This is a genomic window from Blautia faecis, assembly GCF_027662325.1.
In the GTDB taxonomy this organism is placed as follows: Bacteria; Bacillota; Clostridia; order Lachnospirales; family Lachnospiraceae; genus Blautia_A; species Blautia_A faecis.
Genome location: NZ_JAQDKY010000023.1, coordinates 28149 through 45215 on the forward strand (window position 1 = coordinate 28149; position 17067 = coordinate 45215).

13 protein-coding genes are annotated in these 17067 nt (G+C 43.5%); 4 read left to right on the top strand and 9 right to left on the bottom strand.

What is annotated here, in order from left to right; all coding sequences use genetic code 11:
* Positions 1-35 precede the first annotated feature (35 nt).
* The 9 genes from PGQ38_RS11575 to PGQ38_RS11615 all read right to left on the bottom strand — a co-directional run bounded on the left by PGQ38_RS11575 (position 36) and on the right by PGQ38_RS11615 (position 12421).
* Entirely contained in the window at positions 36-764 is a 729-nt protein-coding gene (locus tag PGQ38_RS11575; RefSeq protein ID WP_270431820.1) for a polyphosphate polymerase domain-containing protein, read from the bottom strand.
* Positions 754-2559: a CotH kinase family protein gene (locus PGQ38_RS11580; RefSeq protein ID WP_270431823.1), complete on the bottom strand. Its 1806-nt coding sequence runs from the start codon at positions 2557-2559 to the stop codon at positions 754-756. The genes PGQ38_RS11575 and PGQ38_RS11580 overlap by 11 nt, the downstream gene beginning before the upstream one ends.
* On the bottom strand, positions 2546-4015 hold the full coding sequence (gene pelG / locus PGQ38_RS11585) for an exopolysaccharide Pel transporter PelG (RefSeq protein ID WP_270431825.1): 1470 nt from the start codon (positions 4013-4015) through the stop codon (positions 2546-2548). Before pelG ends, PGQ38_RS11580 begins: the two co-directional genes overlap by 14 nt.
* The gene (gene pelF / locus PGQ38_RS11590) at positions 3996-5420 is read right to left on the bottom strand and encodes a GT4 family glycosyltransferase PelF (protein ID WP_187565590.1); all 1425 of its coding nucleotides are present in this window, start codon (positions 5418-5420) and stop codon (positions 3996-3998) included. The genes pelG and pelF overlap by 20 nt, the downstream gene beginning before the upstream one ends.
* Positions 5421-5504: 84 nt before the next feature.
* Positions 5505-7346 (bottom strand): DUF2194 domain-containing protein, encoded by a 1842-nt coding sequence (locus tag PGQ38_RS11595; RefSeq protein WP_270431827.1) that lies wholly within the window; start codon positions 7344-7346, stop codon positions 5505-5507.
* A complete protein-coding gene (locus PGQ38_RS11600; protein ID WP_118581381.1) occupies positions 7322-8227 on the bottom strand; it encodes a hypothetical protein in 906 nt (301 codons plus the stop codon). The genes PGQ38_RS11595 and PGQ38_RS11600 overlap by 25 nt, the downstream gene beginning before the upstream one ends.
* Complete coding sequence (locus PGQ38_RS11605) at positions 8224-10329, bottom strand: NAD-dependent epimerase/dehydratase family protein (RefSeq protein WP_270431829.1); 2106 nt, start codon at positions 10327-10329, stop codon at positions 8224-8226. Before PGQ38_RS11605 ends, PGQ38_RS11600 begins: the two co-directional genes overlap by 4 nt.
* 330 nt (positions 10330-10659) lie before the next feature.
* The gene (locus tag PGQ38_RS11610; RefSeq protein WP_187565593.1) at positions 10660-11385 is read right to left on the bottom strand and encodes a hypothetical protein; all 726 of its coding nucleotides are present in this window, start codon (positions 11383-11385) and stop codon (positions 10660-10662) included.
* A 295-nt stretch (positions 11386-11680) separates the two neighbouring features.
* On the bottom strand, positions 11681-12421 hold the full coding sequence (locus PGQ38_RS11615) for a DUF3825 domain-containing protein (protein WP_118581369.1): 741 nt from the start codon (positions 12419-12421) through the stop codon (positions 11681-11683).
* 300 nt (positions 12422-12721) lie between these two features.
* On the opposite strand from PGQ38_RS11615, the gene PGQ38_RS11620 reads away from it, so the two are divergent.
* From PGQ38_RS11620 to rfbD, 4 genes are all read left to right on the top strand, one after another.
* Positions 12722-13918: a MerR family transcriptional regulator gene (locus tag PGQ38_RS11620; RefSeq protein ID WP_270431831.1), complete on the top strand. Its 1197-nt coding sequence runs from the start codon at positions 12722-12724 to the stop codon at positions 13916-13918.
* A gap of 195 nt (positions 13919-14113) precedes the next feature.
* Entirely contained in the window at positions 14114-15010 is an 897-nt protein-coding gene (gene rfbA / locus PGQ38_RS11625; protein ID WP_118581363.1) for a glucose-1-phosphate thymidylyltransferase RfbA, read from the top strand.
* Between the two features lie 27 nt (positions 15011-15037).
* Positions 15038-16057, top strand: coding sequence for a dTDP-glucose 4,6-dehydratase (gene rfbB / locus PGQ38_RS11630; RefSeq protein ID WP_021926781.1), 1020 nt, complete (start codon positions 15038-15040; stop codon positions 16055-16057).
* A 14-nt stretch (positions 16058-16071) separates the two neighbouring features.
* Complete coding sequence (gene rfbD, locus PGQ38_RS11635) at positions 16072-17013, top strand: dTDP-4-dehydrorhamnose reductase (RefSeq protein WP_270431834.1); 942 nt, start codon at positions 16072-16074, stop codon at positions 17011-17013.
* Positions 17014-17067 lie beyond the last annotated feature (54 nt).

A 17067-nucleotide genomic window follows, 5' to 3' on the forward strand; every position in this document is an offset into this window, starting at 1 on the left:
TTTGTGAACATAGTTCACAGTTATACGTTTTCTTTTTATGTCTCATACCAGTACTCGAATCCATTCATATACCTGGTTTTCTCATAACAGAGTACATATTTGGAAACTGCTGTAAATTCCGCTGCTGATGGTGGCAGAACATCGCGTAAAAGCTGGGGAAGCATTTCTGTAAACTTCACTTCCAGAATCAGTTTTCCAGGTTCCAGCACAGACACCGCAGGCAATCCAGGATCAAAAATATCATAACTGCCAATAGCCGCTCTCACATCCGAATCAAAGGTGATCCTTACCGTTCCGGCATCCAGGATCCAGGGAATCCGTTCGTAATCCACAATGGTCCTTGGCCGCATCATATTGCAGGTACATTCTATATAAAATTCCCGGCATAGAGAGTGGGGGCTGCGCAAAAGGAACGCATAATCCCCCTTCAGGATTTTCTCCACCTCTCCTCTTGTAAGCGGTGCACTCTCTTTGTAAATATAACTTCCAAACTTCTTTTTCCGCTCCAGTTTGATAAATTTGTCATTATTGTTATAAATCCGGATCCTGTATTTTTTTCGCATCAGTACCCCGGCTTCCTTTTCCGCGTATGCACTGCTCCAGTAATCGTCAAAATACAGACTGCGGATGTAATATCCCCCTTCCCCGGCATGGGGATCCGGCTGTAGAAATGGCTTCAGCCTGAGCATAAGCATTTCTTTTTCACTGGTACTGATCAGATACTTCCATTCATTTCGAAATGCTTCCCTGCTTTTATTCCTCATAAATATCTTCCTCGATCTGACCATCTTCTGTTACATAGATGCACTTCATGCCATACTGCTTTCCTTCATCTGTAACATAATAATCAAAAGCATCCTGCGTATTTCCTTCTTCGTTGGCTGCACGCACACGGATAAAATACTGTCCAGCTTCCGGAAGCTCCAGCTCCGTTTCCGGGATCAGAAGGCCATCCTGTGTATAGATCACATCCTGAAAAAGATAATCTTTTGCGATCTCTACAGAATAAGTAATATCCTCCGCGTCAAAGGAATAGGAATTATCCCAGTTTATTTTCATTTTATTTCCCACTGCGGCAGGAACACCAATGTAAAACGGCATGGGCTTACTAAGACTTTCTACATAGAGCTGATAATTTTTTTCTATTTCTTCCGGAAGTGCTGCAGCAAGCTCATCATATTGTTCACTGGTAAGAGGTGCATAAAACACATCCGGCATCTCATAAAGATACGGCTTCACCACAGTCTTGTATTTTTCAATCATAGTGCCCAGTCTCTCTTCACTGAGATATTCTTTCAGATCCAGAATGGCCTCATCCAGCTTTTCCCGGAAACGCTCTGATTTCAGACATCTCTGGAACAGTACATTTCCCCAATAGTTACTAACGCCGGATTCCCAGCTTTTCTGATCACTAAAACCGGTTATCTTATATTCAGGTCTCATCAGACTGCCATCATTATCCCAGGGAATAAAATACCAGGTATCTGAGTTTAATGGACTATATAAATACACGTTTCGGCTCTGGGTATCCACATTTCCCATCAAAATCTGAAATCCCATCCAATATGTAATATTTTCCTCATCAAAGTATTCTTCCAGAACCGTGTCAATTGGTATACTGTAGTCATTTACTGCTTCAAGCATCTGAATCAGTTTCCTATGATCGGTACTTCCCTTTATCTCCAGCAATTTTTCAAAAGCAGCACTGTCGTAGGATGGATCATCCTGGAGTTTTATCACATCTTCATATCTGTAAAATTCAAAAGAATTAATTTTATAAAGCTGTCCATTGGAATCCAGTCCATGATTCTTCAATCCAGTCTTATTCAGCTGCTCTACCTGGGTATACAAGCCATAGTCCTCAAATTTCGCGTCAGCAGAACCATCTGTGGTATCTTTTACATACAGATGGACGAACTGTGTTCTCAGACTGATCAGCTGGGGAATGCCCTTCAGCAGGTCATAGGCGAGCTTGTTCCGAAACCGCATTCCTTCTGTCATATGCTTGTTCAGATTAATGGTTCTCTGCCCGCGCCAGGTTCCTTTATTTTTCTTCAGTTCAATCTTATAGTTTTTCTGGGCATTCCGGCTTGAAGTCTGCCCACGGATCTGTACCGTGGCATTGGGAATATTCTCCCCATATCCTACCATTCCCTCTGTCGGACCATTCTCATTCCCTATCTGTAAAAGTGCAGCCGCCTGATATCTTTCTACTCCCATCTCTTCATAATCATAGACAGAATAACTATTGATTTCTTCCCATGTATGATCTGTATTTTCTGAAGAATTCCCCTTTGAAACAGTGAGGTACATGGTAACCACGCTGGTATCGTCATCGTTTTCATAAAGACTGTCCTTATCTCTTAAATGAACCTGGTCAATATCCCGGGATTCTGCTTTTTTTATCTCCTGTGACGTTTCGGATGCTGTCGGTTCTTCTGTATCTGTGCTCTCATTTTTTTCTTCCGGCACTACATCTCCATTTCCTATACAGCCTGCGAATAAAGACATGGTCATACTTCCGGCAAGAATACATGCAAGTTTTCTATATTTTTTCACTGTTCTGACTCCTTTCCAGTTTTTTGCTGAGGAAAAAACCAAGTCTGGAAAACTTTCCTCTTTTTTCCCTGGCCACCACAGGCTGTACACTCAAAATATAATAGGGCAGCCTCTTTGTGTAATAGTCCAGACGAAAGGCTGCAATCAGAAAAAACACTGCGCTGCCTGTGAGAAACCCGAAACCATAATATACTCTTGGAAAAAACAGGGATATTACTGTAAACAGCACAGTTCCTCCTGCAAAACATCCGGAGGCCGCCAGCGCTCCTTTGTAATCTGTAAAATATAAAAGCAGCAGAAGCATGGTATTTGCCACCGCATAAATGCCATATCCCACACAGAGGGTTCTGAAATACCCTTCCATAAGATCGTTAAATCCAAGCGGCACATACTCCAGGAGCAGTCCGCCAAGAGAAATAGCAAGTGCTGTAGCAAGGAGCTGCTTCAAGGCCGTGTATTTCAATTCCACATTCAATACCTTTAACATTTCCTCACCTGCCTGGGTAATATCTCCTACAGCACCTTTATCATTAAATAAACTGTAGTAGTTTTTATATTTCGGATAAAAATTCACCTCCACAGAAACCACAAAGTTTACTGTTGTTACCAAAATTGTAAGAAATGCCACAAGAGCTGGCACATCATGGTAGGGTGCACCAACAAACAGTCCCTGCACCTGTACCTGAAGCGGTCCGACCCACATGATCACCAAATGGGCAAACAGTCCAATATTGATAAAAAGCCCGGTAAATGCCAGAGGCAGAAACTGATCCACCCATCTTAGGAAAAGGAAGGCACCCTTTTCCCCTTGGGGAAAATACTGATACAAAAGGATCACATCCCACAAAAGCATCACTCCGTATCCCACAGCCACTGCAATCAGAAGAGCTTCCACATGGGGAATCCCCAGCATCAGCAATACCCAGCCGGATATAAATGTGATCACAATAGCAGCTGTAAATGACAGCATGATTCCTCTGTAATCTTTGATTGCAGTGAGATAACTCATTGCATTCCAGGTGACGGTCAGCTCTCCAAAAAGCCACAGACACAGCAAGCTGTCCATAAGTCCTGCTCCGGAAAAGATAAGAAAAATTCCATACAGAATCCCGCCGACCACCAGCATGATCCCTGTAGAGCCCCAGAAAGAAGGCAATACCATATCATATTTTTCTTCGTACAGCATATCCGCAATAAACCTGGTAACTACCATAGACAAAAAACTGGTAACTGTCAGGGAAAACAAAAGGGTATACGTGATCATACACACCAGAAGTTCCCGGCTGTGTCTGCTGCCTCCTGTTTTATCACAAAGATACATAACACCAAGAAGCAATACAATTCCAAGAAGCATTGGACCGGTACATACGACTCCCGCATATCCGTAAGCTCTGAAGGAAGCAAACAGTCCCCGGCTGTTAAACAGTTTTTTTAGTTCAAATCCGATTCCGGCCATTCTTTTGTATCACCTCCTCATAAAGCTCCCTGTACAGACGGATCATGCGTTCCTGTCTGTAATAAGCCTTTACCCGTTCCTGTCCATTTTTTCCCATACGAAGCCGCCTTCTTCTGGATTCACACATTTTCTCCATGGCAAGAGCCAGTCCGTCACGGTACATAGGTGCCACATAATAGCCTGCCTTTCCATATACATCCTCTTCCTTTCCTTCCAGAAGTTCCCGACAGCAGCCGACATCTGTGGTAACACAGGGACGTCTTGCAGCAAAGGATTCCAGCACAGACAGGGGTTGTCCTTCTGAAATGCTGGTAAGGATGGTAAAATCCAGTTTCTCCATATATTTTACAATGTCCACACGCCCTGTAAATATAATGTTTTCCAGCTTCAGCTGTTTCACCAGCTCGTAACACTCCTGTGCATATTCTTCATCATCGACTCCTCCCATAATGTGAAGGCGTACATTTTTTACATGTGCAGACAGTTCAAAAAAAGCGTAGATCATGGTCTTGATATCTTTGATAGGAGCAAGCCTTACTACTGCTCCAATATCCACCCAGCCATCCTCTTCTTTCAGGGGGATTCCAGACAACCTGTCATAGTCGATCCCATTTTCGATAACCCGGCACTTCCCAGGTGCACAACCCATCTGAATCTGAGTGCGCATTGCATTTGTAAAAAGACAGGTCACACGAAATGCCCTCTGATAGATCATATCTGACAGCATATAAAAGAAAGCGATCCACTGTTTCTTAAAGGATGGAACCACCCACTTGGCACGGATGATCTCCTCCTCTCTTTCCCGTGTATAAATTCCATGTTCTGTAAGAAGAACATCCTTTTTGTGCACATAACCGCCCAGACAGGCCAGAAGTCCGCCGTACCCGGTACATATGGCATGATACACATCCGCCTCTGGCACTTCACTTCCCATAAGATACAGAACAGGAAGAAGCATGGAACGCATGGTGTGAAAGGCATCTGCAAAAGCAATATACGGATACTGTTCTTTACAGATTTTTATAAGGAGATCAAGGAAAGTCTCACTTTTCAAAAAAGCCATAGGGTTTAAATGTTTATCATGATACAGGGAAAACAACGTCTCCCAGTCCGGTCTCCTCATCTGCATCAGCTCGCTCAGACTTTCTAGTTCTTTTTCGGAAAAAATATGGGACATTTTCCCCTTTTCTTTCACCTGGAGCGCATCATCCAGAAAAACCTCATGAACCTCCACAACATTCTCTGGAAGTTCATAGACAAATTTTCCTCTTTTTTCTGCATTTGCCCCAATAACCCAGAGCACAAATTCATGCTCCTGCATCTGATTGATATACTGGTGCATCCATGTGGAAACACCGCCGAACACATAAGGATAACACCCTTCCAAAACCAGACAGATTCTCACTGTTTTCTCCTTTTATCTGCATTTTCAATACATATGTTTATGTTACCAATAGTAAAAGACCTTTTGACACTGCTGTCATTATATTTATTCGAACTCAATGTACACATCTTCCTGTTCTGCGCTCAGCAGATACAGATTCCCAGCAGCCTGAGTCAAGTCTCCACCAGTCACACGCACCGGAGTTCCTTTATTCATTCTCACCATCAGATACGCCTGATCGTAAAAATTTCCCAGATGAAGATGCACTTTCTTGTCTGTAATGTATTTCTCCACGGTCAGGGCACCATATCTTTCAATGGCACCGGATAGCTGGGAGCCTGTAAGATTTCGAAGTGCCGGTGCTGCTTCATTCAGCCAGGTCATGTATTCATCCAGACGTTTTTTCAGCTTTTCCCAGCCAAGGGCAGCGCCTCTGTCCTCATCCAGAAGGTCATCCGGATGCATAAAATGTGTATTTACAAAATGCATATTCAACTCAGACAAAGCAGCCATCTGCATATAATCGTCAATGATCGCACCGGAAATAATACGCGGCTGTTCTACGATTCCATCTTCAGCCACTTCAAACTCCTGCACATAAGCATAGTCGCCGGAAAAATAATTGCTGGCAATAGTACGGATCTTGGGATACAGGGAACCCAGCAGTTTCCTTCCCGCTTCTGACAAAACATTAGAAGGAGGAACATAAACAGACATGGTAGTCTCCGGAAACATTTCCTTTCCAAAATCCATCAGCTCTTTCATTGCTTTTTCCATGGCAGAAAAGCTTGTCCAGGTCTTATAGGGAAGTGCATCTCCATAATCCGTGTCTGACAGGCTGAGCGGCTGATGATTATAACCGTGATAACCCAGTTCCCCGCCCTGATGAAGGATCATATTTCCAAAATACTGGAACCGCTGTACATCATCCTGGCGTTCCGTCTCTCCGTCTGTTTCATCCTCATAATTTTCTATTATAACTCCTGTATATTGCACATTGTGAGTCGTAGCAAGGGCGATCATATCCGGCCACCAGATATTGGTATAGAAATCCGCAATACTGGTGCCATAATCCCTTTTTATATAAGTTCCATCTCCATTTGGAACTGGGGAGGGAAAATCATCCAGATAAAAGACGGATCCGTTGATCACCGGATATACCCCCACATCTGTAAGAAGACTATAGGATGCAGCAAAAAAGCCTCTGAAAGCTTTTTCATAAAACCCAAAATTATCTACTACAAACTTTCCGTTTCCATAATCAGCTTCCCAAATCAAAGGAACGCCTGACGTATCATCTGCCCAGGCGTATACCCTTGCACGCTGACTCAGCTCCACTGCCCAGGCCGATTCGTAGCCGTCTGTGACTTTGTATGCTTTTCCGCCTCCGACGAGAAACTCACTGTCGAAATAAATGCTGTTTACCATGGCATCTGTGTAACCTGAGGATACAATTCCAAGCTTCTGCTCAATAAGGGATACATAAGTATCCTTTTGAAGAGTAAGGGCGAACATGGCACTTCCGCCTTCTTTTACCCAGTCGCTGATCTTCAGCACATTTTCTTTCAGCGGACTTAAATCGCTTAAAAGAACGACCACAGTCTCATAATCAGACAGATCATCCGGTATACTTTCATGATTTACATCAACCAGATCAGTACCCACCTTCATATCCTTAAAGATCTGCTCGAACTGGATCCACGCCATGGTGCTGTTCGCCTGACTGCTGTCTGTAAGAACAAGGCAGGTTGGCTTTAGTGTCTTTATCGCAGTTTCTTCCGTAACCACTTTATCTGCATCCAGATAAGTCAGTTTCTTTGCCTTTTCCCAGTAGGACAGACCGGATCGTTCTGCAAACAGAATGGCTCCTATAAGCAGAAAACAGCCCAGGATCACCAGAATTCCCTTAAATTGAAAAGCTTTCACTTTTTTGATCCATCCAGCCAAAATCCCAGTGCCTCCTTTCCTCTGGAAGAAAGATAGATATGCTCTTCCTTCAATGCCTGTAAGCTCTGTTTCAGTTCTTTCCCCATTTTCCGTTCTGCCAGATACCGAATTTTCCAGATCCAGTATTCTTCACCTCTGTGCCAGTTCTGATCCATGATTTTCAATATTTTTTCTGCCAGAAAAAAATCCCTTTGCACCATAAGATTTTCCATCAGGCAGACACAGGTATGGAGATTCACCTTTTGTTCCAGCTGTTTTAACAAAAGCTGGGTATACTGGTTTCTGTAAATCTGTTCCATCTGCTTCTCCATAAAGCCCTGACTCAGATATTCTTTCAGGAAATCACAGTACTCCTCCAGAATAACAGGATCATCTGGATCATTCGTATATTTTTTCTCAATCTTTTGTAATCTGTAATCATATTCTTTGGACAGTTCCACCATGGCTGTAATCGCATAATGGACTACCTCCACATCCTCATTCATTCTTGCCTGCTTTAATAATTCCACATATTCCCCCGGGTTATCATTCAGAACGTTCATGATCAGTTCCCGGCGCCTGGAAGGATCATTCAGAAGAAGGGCCTCCTCCAGAGGAACCACATCCCTGTCATTTTCCTCCATGGCCGGAAACATGTTCTTATAAATTTCCTCGTTAACCCTGAGCTTTTCAACTCCCACTGTTTTCACCTGATCCGTACCGGAAAAAAGCTGAAAATGTATGAGCAGGACACACACCGGTCCCCAGACTGGTACAAATACGGCAAGAGACAGCATGTACATCTTTGCTTTCAGAAATCCTGTGCGTATTCCTGACCAGATCAGTATGCAGATGATCAGATGAATCGCCAGTGCCGTGATTCCAATTGCTGTTTTTGTCATGATTCCACTCCTGCTGTCTCTTTTCCTACCGGAACATCAAGCACCTTTCCCTCAAATCCATTTCTTTTCAGACGTTCAAGGATGACTGGCAATGCCTTGTCATCTGCCTGGGTCAGGATCAGATACAACTCCCCTTCCGGAGAAATACCACGGATATCGTTTTCTCTGATACAGCGGTCCAGTGCCTCATCCGCATCCTCAATGGTCATATTCCCATACTTCAGTTTCAGAAGGATATAGGATGCCATCTTCTGCTCACGCATAGAATGCTGAAGCTCCAGACTTTTTTCAAAGTATTCCGGCTTCAGGATCCTCGTATTCTCTACATATTTCTTGTATTCCGTGGCTTCCTGATATTCAAGAGCACGTAAAAGAGATGTTTCTACAAGACCACATAAAATCTGAAACAGATTCATATAATATAAAGTCAGCTGCCCGTTTCTTACCTCCTGAATACAGATCAGCATCACCAGACTGCCTTCTTTCCTGATACCAGCCATATACATGGGATAACCTTTTACGAAATCCCGATTTGCCCATACCTGCCCTTTTTCCAGGGTTTCCATGGCAAACGTATACTCGCTTAATCTGATAGAAGCAGAGTACATTCCCTGAGACTTAGGGGATGCCGCTTCCAATCTGCCGTATCCATTTTTCTGACTGATGGAATAAAACGCAAAAGTTTCATTCTCCAGAACTTCTTCCATAATGTGCATAGTTTCAATAAACAGTTCCTCTGGCTGTACAATATCCAGCTTTCTGGTAATGTCAAAAATCTTTCCGAAGCTGTCCTTACTGCCCAGGATTTGTTTTTTGTATCTTTTTTTGTCCTGAAGGGTCTCCTGGTACAGATCACGCATAAAGAGAAATTTTTCCTGGATCAGCTGATTCTTCTCTGATATAAATTCCAGATTTTCCCTGTTTTTCATTCGCACATAGCCACATACAGCACCTGCAGCAAAATAAAAGATAAATGGTATCCAGTTAGCCGGTTCGTAAAAAAGAGTATACCACTTTGTTCCCTGGCTTTCATATGCCAGAAGCAAGGATACTGCCTGGGCTGCTGCTCCGGCAATCCCATATCCCAGACCGTAAAGACTTCCAAACAAGACAATAAACACAAGACGCAGATCAATCATCTTAAACTGAGCCTGATTTCCCAGAAGACGCTGCAAAAATTCAAACGCCAGAAAGCAGACCACAAACTCACATACCCGCAGCCATCTTTGGTTCTGATTGAAAAGCCTAGTAAACCAGCTTGCTTTTTCTCCATTGTTTTTTGTGTATTCTTTATACATTTCCGAAATATGATCTAATACTGAAATCTTTGGAAACCAGTTATAGTTTGTTCGGATCTGTCTGTCGTCTTTTTTTATTTTTTCTACAACGGCACTACTTTTATAGATAATGGAAACCGGGGATAAAACCTTTTTCAGTTCTTCGGTCACATCCTGAAAACAGATGTCAAATACATCTGGAACATTCAACACCTCTTCATCATCATTCCAGTTGTCAAAAAGCTTGTACACCAGTTCTGCCAGATCCATAGAATATAAAAAACAGGCTTTCTGCTCCGGAGCTTCCTGGAAAAACAGCTTCTGGCTCTCTTTCGAAGCTTGGAAAATTCTGTAAAAGAAATCTTTTTTATAGGTTCCGGAATATAAATAGGGTACCCGCAGTATTTTTACCTTCAGACCGTACAGTCCCGCATAGCGTCTGCACACATCCTCTGCATTTTGCACCAGCAGAGTCTTGCCTGTTGGTACATCATACATTCCCTCTGGTCCTGTCACGTAAAGGAAATGGCTTTGAACCCCTTTCCTGCAGTATTGCAGGATCTTGCGCAGATTCTCTGCTTCCCCTTCCAGTTCTCCATGTAAGGTCAGATAATTAGAAAAGTATACCACAGCTTCAAATTCGTATGTTCTGAAAATATCTCCAAGTTCCAGTTCCGTCCTGGGAAATGGTCTGGAAATAAGTTCCCTTCTCCGGACTGTCTTTATCATTTTATTTCCAAGTACCATTACCTGACATTCTGGAAATGCTTCTTCTACAAATTCTTCTGTCACATAGCCGGTATTCCCGGCCAGCAAAACCTTCATATTCTTCTCTCCTGTTATCCTTTAGAATCTCTTCTGTCTGTTTAGGATACCTTATTTCGGTCAAATATCCTATTGACATTTTTACAAAATTTTTTCTGAATTTTATATAGTTTTCTTTCAGATTGCAGACACACTTCTTCAAGCTTACCTGGGTGCTGATGTCCATTGTGGTTTTGTGTCTGATTGCCATGGGGCTATATGGAGTTCTCTCTTTTATTGAAAAACACTATCTGAAAAAGCTTTGATGTGAAATGCACTCAGAAAATCCGGCATATTTTTACAGAAAAAGGAAGGGGGACGTGGCAGCTTTCACACGTCTCCCTTCATTATTTACGATAATTCTTCTGCCAGTTTCGTCAGCCATTTCACTGCATTCTCCACATTCTCTGAATTAGCGAGAACTCCGATCCTAACAGGCTCATAGGTCACCTCAAGTTCCTCTGCCAGTTCATCAGAATCAATGGTAATGCTGTATTTGTCATTCTGCTCCCCAAATACCTGGTAAACATCCTCTGGCAAAAGCTCTGTCAGATCCATAAAATACTCATCTTTGAACTCAAAACCGTCCATATAATCTTCGGAACCAATAAGCACATCCACTGCCCTGGCAGATACTTTGGTGGTAAAGGCCATCTGGCTGTAGGATTCCAATGCAACTCCGTCTTCACCGGTGCGCAGGCTTTCGTCTACTGTGACGATTTCATATGGATCATCCTGGATTCCCAGCGCTTTCTGTACCTTTTCTTCGGCTTCCTCCTGCTTCGTTCCGTAGGAGTCAATTACCATAACCGTAAGTGCTGTATGGATCCTGGAATTTTCGTAAAGATCTTTTACAAAAAAGGCTATGGCGATCACCGCCACAATGGCTGCCATCTGTGGCTTATAATAGGCCCAGATATACTGAAGCTTTCCCTTCCAGCCCATACTGGCAAGCTTCATTTTCTCAAGTTCACGCTTCTCTTTCTTCGTCAGATCGGTCTCGTGTTTGTAACGGATGTCGTTCTCATCAATTTTCTGCGGTTCTTCCTGATTTTCGTCTTTTAATTCGATTCTCATACATTCTCCTGTGTTCCATAAGAAAATCCAAGGTCTGATTCCTGCCTCTCTGATCAATCCAGGACTTGCTGTCTTATGTAGTCCTTACCTCTGATTTTCTCTCTGTGATAGTTTTATATTGTAACACGTTTTATATATTTTGAACAGTTTTTCCGAAAGAAAGTCACAGTTCTTTCACACTCTTTATCCCTGTTCACAATCTGCCCCATAACAGCAGGACATTGCCAGGAAACTGCAGCTTTCCGATTGCTGTTCCAATATCCTCTTTGAAGGTATTTCATTTTCTCTAACTTCTTCACGCCCTCAGCCAGCTCCCGTCCAGCCTTGCAAGTAGTCTGGCATTGTGATAGGCCATCCGGAGAGTCAGACAGGTTCGTCCCAGATATTTGGTCCCATCCGGAGTTTTCATACAGGCCAGTGCCAGATCCGGAATTCCCGGATTCTGAAGGCAGATTGGGATTAAAAGCTGAATGGAATGGTTATAATACTGAGGAATGGCAGCCTTGTAGTCTGACTCCAGTATCCGTCTGGTCTGCTGTAAGGCTCCATCAAAAAGCTGTACCCGCATGCCGCTCTCCCTCACTGCGGAAGGAAGCCGCTGCACATTTTCCTCATCATCAAAAATATGCTCATACTGAGGCACCACCGGCAGCTTGGTATCAAACACCAGATCGGAAGGATTTTCCACATAAGCAGCCCTGGGCGGCAGATCCGTAATTTTTATTTTTAAAAGCGAGTAGTCTGTATAAAATCCTTCCAGATACCATTTCTGTCTGTCCGGTACTACATTTGGAACAAAATAAGCATAAATTGGCTGATAATATTGATTAAAGAGTCCTGTATGAAAAAGGGCATATTCTTTCTCTTCCCGTACTTTTCCTTCCTCATACAGTCTGCGGAATGTATTTTCCAGATAACCTTTCAGGATCCCGTTATCCCCGGACTGCCCAAAACTCCACTTCTCAGGGGATATCCTGGCCAAGTTCTGAATCTGCCGGTTATAATTACCGCAGTAGGTAAAATCGAATAGGTTCATGTTAACCTCCTGTCCTTTTTTCTTCTCTTCCTTACATTTTATTGTGGAAAAAGACTGACAGAACTGCCAGTTTTAAGATTCATCTTCGGCCCCGCTGACCTTGATTAAAGGGTAGCACACAGATAAAAAAAGCACAAGGAAAAGCGTTCGCCTCTTTGCGACAGGATCTGCCAGTAATATTCCGCGAGCTGTTCTTTTGTAAGTATAACAAACCGTAACCTGCCTCAAATTTCCCATTGCACCCCGGATAAATTTTTCCTATAATAAAATATAATATTTGGCAGTCCAGGAGGTGTTTTTTTGAAAAAAGATGGCTACTACTCTTCCGGTCAGTTTGCCCGGATGGCTGGAGTAACACTGCGGACCATCCGCTATTACGACCAGCACGATATTCTGAAACCTTCTCTTGTATCCGAGTCCGGCGCAAGATTTTATACTGACACGGACTTTGCAAGGCTGCAGCAGATCCTGCTGCTGAAATATCTTGGATTTTCCCTGGAGGATATCCGGGAGATGACTATCGAAGACCCGGACAGCCATTTTATGCTCAATGCCCTGAATGTACAGCTGAAGCTTGTACAGGACCGGATTGAACAGATGCAGCTTGTGGAAAAAACACTGAAAGATACTGCCCAGGCCATTTCTGAGGAGCATACCGTGGACTGGAGCCGTATGCTGGACCTGATCCATCTGACTGTCATGGAAAAAAGTCTGAAAAATCAGTACCAGAATGCTTCCAACATTTCTTCCAGGATCAACCTGCACAGTCTTTATTCTGTAAATCAGGAAGGCTGGTTTCCCTGGGTCTGCCAGCAGTGCCAGATTCATGAGGGAATGAATATTCTGGAGCTTGGATGCGGTGACGGAGCTCTCTGGACCCAGAACTTATCAAAACTACCAGGGAACATACACATTACCCTTTCTGATATTTCCGAGGGTATGCTCCGTGACGCCAGGCGTGCCATTGGCGGAGAAGATCCCCGTTTTTCTTTCAAAGCTTTTGACTGTCACAACATTCCTCCAAGGATTGGCACCTTTGATCTGGTCATTGCCAATCATGTACTTTTTTACTGTGACGACATTGGAAAGGTGTGCAAAAATGTAACAAAAATCCTGAAGCCAGGCGGACGTTTTCTTTGCAGTACCTACGGTTCCAGACATATGCGGGAGGTCAGCCTTCTGGTCCAGTCCTTCGATGAAAGGATTGCCCTCTCCGCGGATAAACTGTACGAACGCTTTGGCAGGGAAAATGGGACGGATATCCTTTCCCCTTATTTTCAGAAGATTACCTGGAAATCCTATGAAGACGAACTGATCGTTACCGATGCGGAGCCTTTAATTTCCTATATTCTCTCCTGCCACGGCAATCAGAACCAGTATCTGCCAGACCGTTACAAGGATTTTCGCGCCCTTGTTAAGAAAAAAACAGAAAATGGGTTCCATATCACCAAGGATGCAGGGGTATTTCTTTGTGAAAAAGTAACAAACTTGAAATAATTGTAAAAAAGGTCTTGAAGGTAACGTAAGGTCACCTTTTATAATGTAGCTACAGACTTAGGTCAGGGCAAACAAATGCTGCCCAAAATCCGGCAGCATTCATGAACGACTACGAAATTATGCACCTGACAGCATAAATCAGATATTGTTCGCAATAGGAACAATATAGCAAATCCAACAAAGGAGAACGAAATTATGAAGGGAATTATTTTAGCCGGTGGATCCGGTACCAGACTTTACCCATTGACTATGGTCACCTCCAAGCAGCTGCTTCCAATTTATGATAAACCAATGATTTACTATCCAATGTCCGTTCTTATGAACGCAGGGATCCGTGATATTCTGATCATTTCCACTCCACAGGATACCCCACGTTTCAAGGAGCTTCTTGGTGACGGCCATCAGTTCGGCGTATCTCTTACTTACGCTGTACAGCCAAGCCCGGACGGGCTTGCACAGGCCTTTATCATCGGCGAAGAGTTTATTGGAAATGATACGGTTGCCATGGTTCTTGGAGACAACATTTTCGCAGGACACGGTCTTAAGAAGCGTCTGAAAGCCGCTGTTGAGAATGCAAGCTCAGGAAAAGGTGCTACTGTATTCGGCTACTATGTAGACGATCCGGAACGATTCGGTATCGTTGAATTCGATCAGGAAGGCAAAGCCATTTCCATCGAAGAAAAACCAGAGCATCCGAAGAGCAACTATTGTGTAACAGGTCTTTACTTCTATGATAACAAAGTTGTTGAATATGCAAAGAACCTGAAACCCAGCGCCCGCGGTGAGCTGGAGATCACAGACCTGAACCGTATTTACCTGGAAAAAGGTCAGTTAAATGTAGAGCTTCTTGGCCAGGGCTTCACATGGCTTGACACAGGTACACATGAGAGCCTTGTAGACGCAACTAATTTTGTAAAAACAGTAGAAACCCATCAGCACCGTAAGATTGCATGCCTTGAGGAAATTGCTTACTTAAACGGCTGGATTTCCAGAGAAGAAGTTATGGAAGTTTACAACGTGCTGAAGAAGAATCAGTATGGTCAGTATCTGAAGGACGTACTGGATGGCAAATATATGGACGTACTTCACTAATTATAAAAATCAAAGGAGAATTATATCATGAATATTATCGTTACCGGCGGTGCCGGATTTATCGGAAGCAACTTTATTTTCCACATGTTAAAAAAATACCCGGACTACCGTATCATCTGTCTGGACTGTCTTACCTATGCAGGTAATCTTTCTACTCTGGCACCGGTTATGGATAACCCAAACTTCCGTTTTGTAAAAGAGAGCATCACAGACCGTGAAGCAGTTTACAAGCTTTTTGAGGAAGAACATCCGGACATGGTTGTAAACTTCGCGGCTGAGAGCCACGTTGACCGTTCCATCGAGAACCCTGAGGTTTTCCTGAACACAAACATCATCGGTACTGCTGTTCTTATGGATGCCTGCCGCAAATACGGAATCAAACGTTATCATCAGGTTTCCACTGACGAGGTTTACGGTGATCTGCCACTTGACAGACCGGACCTGTTCTTCACAGAGGAAACTCCGATCCACACAAGTAGCCCATACAGTTCTTCCAAGGCGTCTGCTGACCTTCTGGTACTTGCTTACCACAGAACCTATGGACTTCCTGTATCCATCAGCCGCTGCTCCAACAACTACGGCCCATATCATTTCCCGGAAAAACTGATTCCGCTTATGATCGCCAACGCATTAAATGACAAACCACTTCCTGTTTATGGAAAAGGTGAGAATGTTCGTGACTGGCTGTATGTTGAGGATCACTGCCGCGCCATCGACCTGATCATTCACAAAGGACGTGTTGGTGAGGTTTATAATGTAGGCGGACACAACGAAATGAAAAACATCGACATCGTTAAGATCATCTGCAAAGAGCTTGGAAAACCAGAGAGCCTGATCACATACGTAACAGACCGCAAGGGTCATGACATGCGTTATGCTATTGATCCAACCAAGATCCACAACGAACTTGGCTGGCTGCCAGAAACCAAATTTGCAGACGGTATCAAAAAGACCATCCAGTGGTATCTTGACAACAAGGAATGGTGGGAGACCATTATTTCCGGAGAGTATCAGAATTACTACGAAAAAATGTACGGCAACCGCTAAGGAGGGCTGTTTTTATGAAACTGTTTGTAACAGGTGTGGCCGGTCAGCTTGGTCATGATGTAATGAACGAACTTAACAAACGCGGATACGAAGGGGTAGGCTCTGACCTTGCCCCGGAGTATAGCGGAATTCAGGATAGTACTGCTGTCACCACAATGCCTTATATTTCTGTAGACATTACAGATGCTTCCGCTGTGGAAAAAGCCATTACAGAAGCAGGCGTGGACGGCGTGGTACACTGTGCAGCCTGGACAGCTGTAGATGCAGCTGAAGATGAGGACAAACAGGAAATCGTCCGCAAAGTAAATGTTCTTGGTACTGAAAATATTGCAAAAGTCTGCAAAAAGCTGGGCATCAAAATGATGTATCTTTCCACAGACTATGTATTCGACGGTCAGGGCACCACTCCATGGGAGCCAGACTGTAAAGCCTACAAGCCTCTGAATGTTTACGGTCAGACGAAACTTGACGGAGAGCTTGCAGTTTATAACAATGTTGACAAATTTTTTATTATCCGTATTGCATGGGTATTTGGTAAAAATGGCAAGAACTTTATCAAGACCATGTTAAACGTTGCCAAAACGCATGATACCTTAAAGGTTGTCAACGACCAGATCGGTACTCCAACCTACACCTATGACCTTGCCCGCCTGATGATCGACATGATTCTCACTGACAAATACGGTTACTATCACGCAACCAATGAGGGTGGCTATATCAGCTGGTATGATTTCACTAAGGAAATCTTCCGTCAGGCTGTTGAGCTTGGACATACCGAGTATGCTGAGGATAAAGTAACAGTTCTTCCTGTTACCACCGCTGAATACGGAGTTTCCAAGGCAGCACGCCCATTTAACAGCCGCCTGGACAAAAAGAAGCTGGTAGAAAACGGATTCACCCCTCTTCCAACCTGGCAGGATGCTCTGACAAGATATTTAAAGGAAATTGAATTCTAATTTACAAAACAAAGCGCAGTCAATTTCAAAATCAATTGACTGCGTTTTCTTTAT

Coding starts and splice junctions, on each gene's coding strand:
- PGQ38_RS11575 (WP_270431820.1), bottom strand. CDS start 764: ATGAGGAATAAAAGCAGGGAAGCATTTCGAAATGAATGGAAGTATCTG.
- pelG (WP_270431825.1), bottom strand. CDS start 4,015: ATGGCCGGAATCGGATTTGAACTAAAAAAACTGTTTAACAGCCGGGGA.
- PGQ38_RS11600 (WP_118581381.1), bottom strand. CDS start 8,227: ATGACAAAAACAGCAATTGGAATCACGGCACTGGCGATTCATCTGATC.
- PGQ38_RS11605 (WP_270431829.1), bottom strand. CDS start 10,329: ATGAAGGTTTTGCTGGCCGGGAATACCGGCTATGTGACAGAAGAATTT.
- PGQ38_RS11610 (WP_187565593.1), bottom strand. CDS start 11,385: ATGAGAATCGAATTAAAAGACGAAAATCAGGAAGAACCGCAGAAAATT.
- PGQ38_RS11615 (WP_118581369.1), bottom strand. CDS start 12,421: ATGAACCTATTCGATTTTACCTACTGCGGTAATTATAACCGGCAGATT.
- rfbA (WP_118581363.1), top strand. CDS start 14,114: ATGAAGGGAATTATTTTAGCCGGTGGATCCGGTACCAGACTTTACCCA.
- rfbB (WP_021926781.1), top strand. CDS start 15,038: ATGAATATTATCGTTACCGGCGGTGCCGGATTTATCGGAAGCAACTTT.
- rfbD (WP_270431834.1), top strand. CDS start 16,072: ATGAAACTGTTTGTAACAGGTGTGGCCGGTCAGCTTGGTCATGATGTA.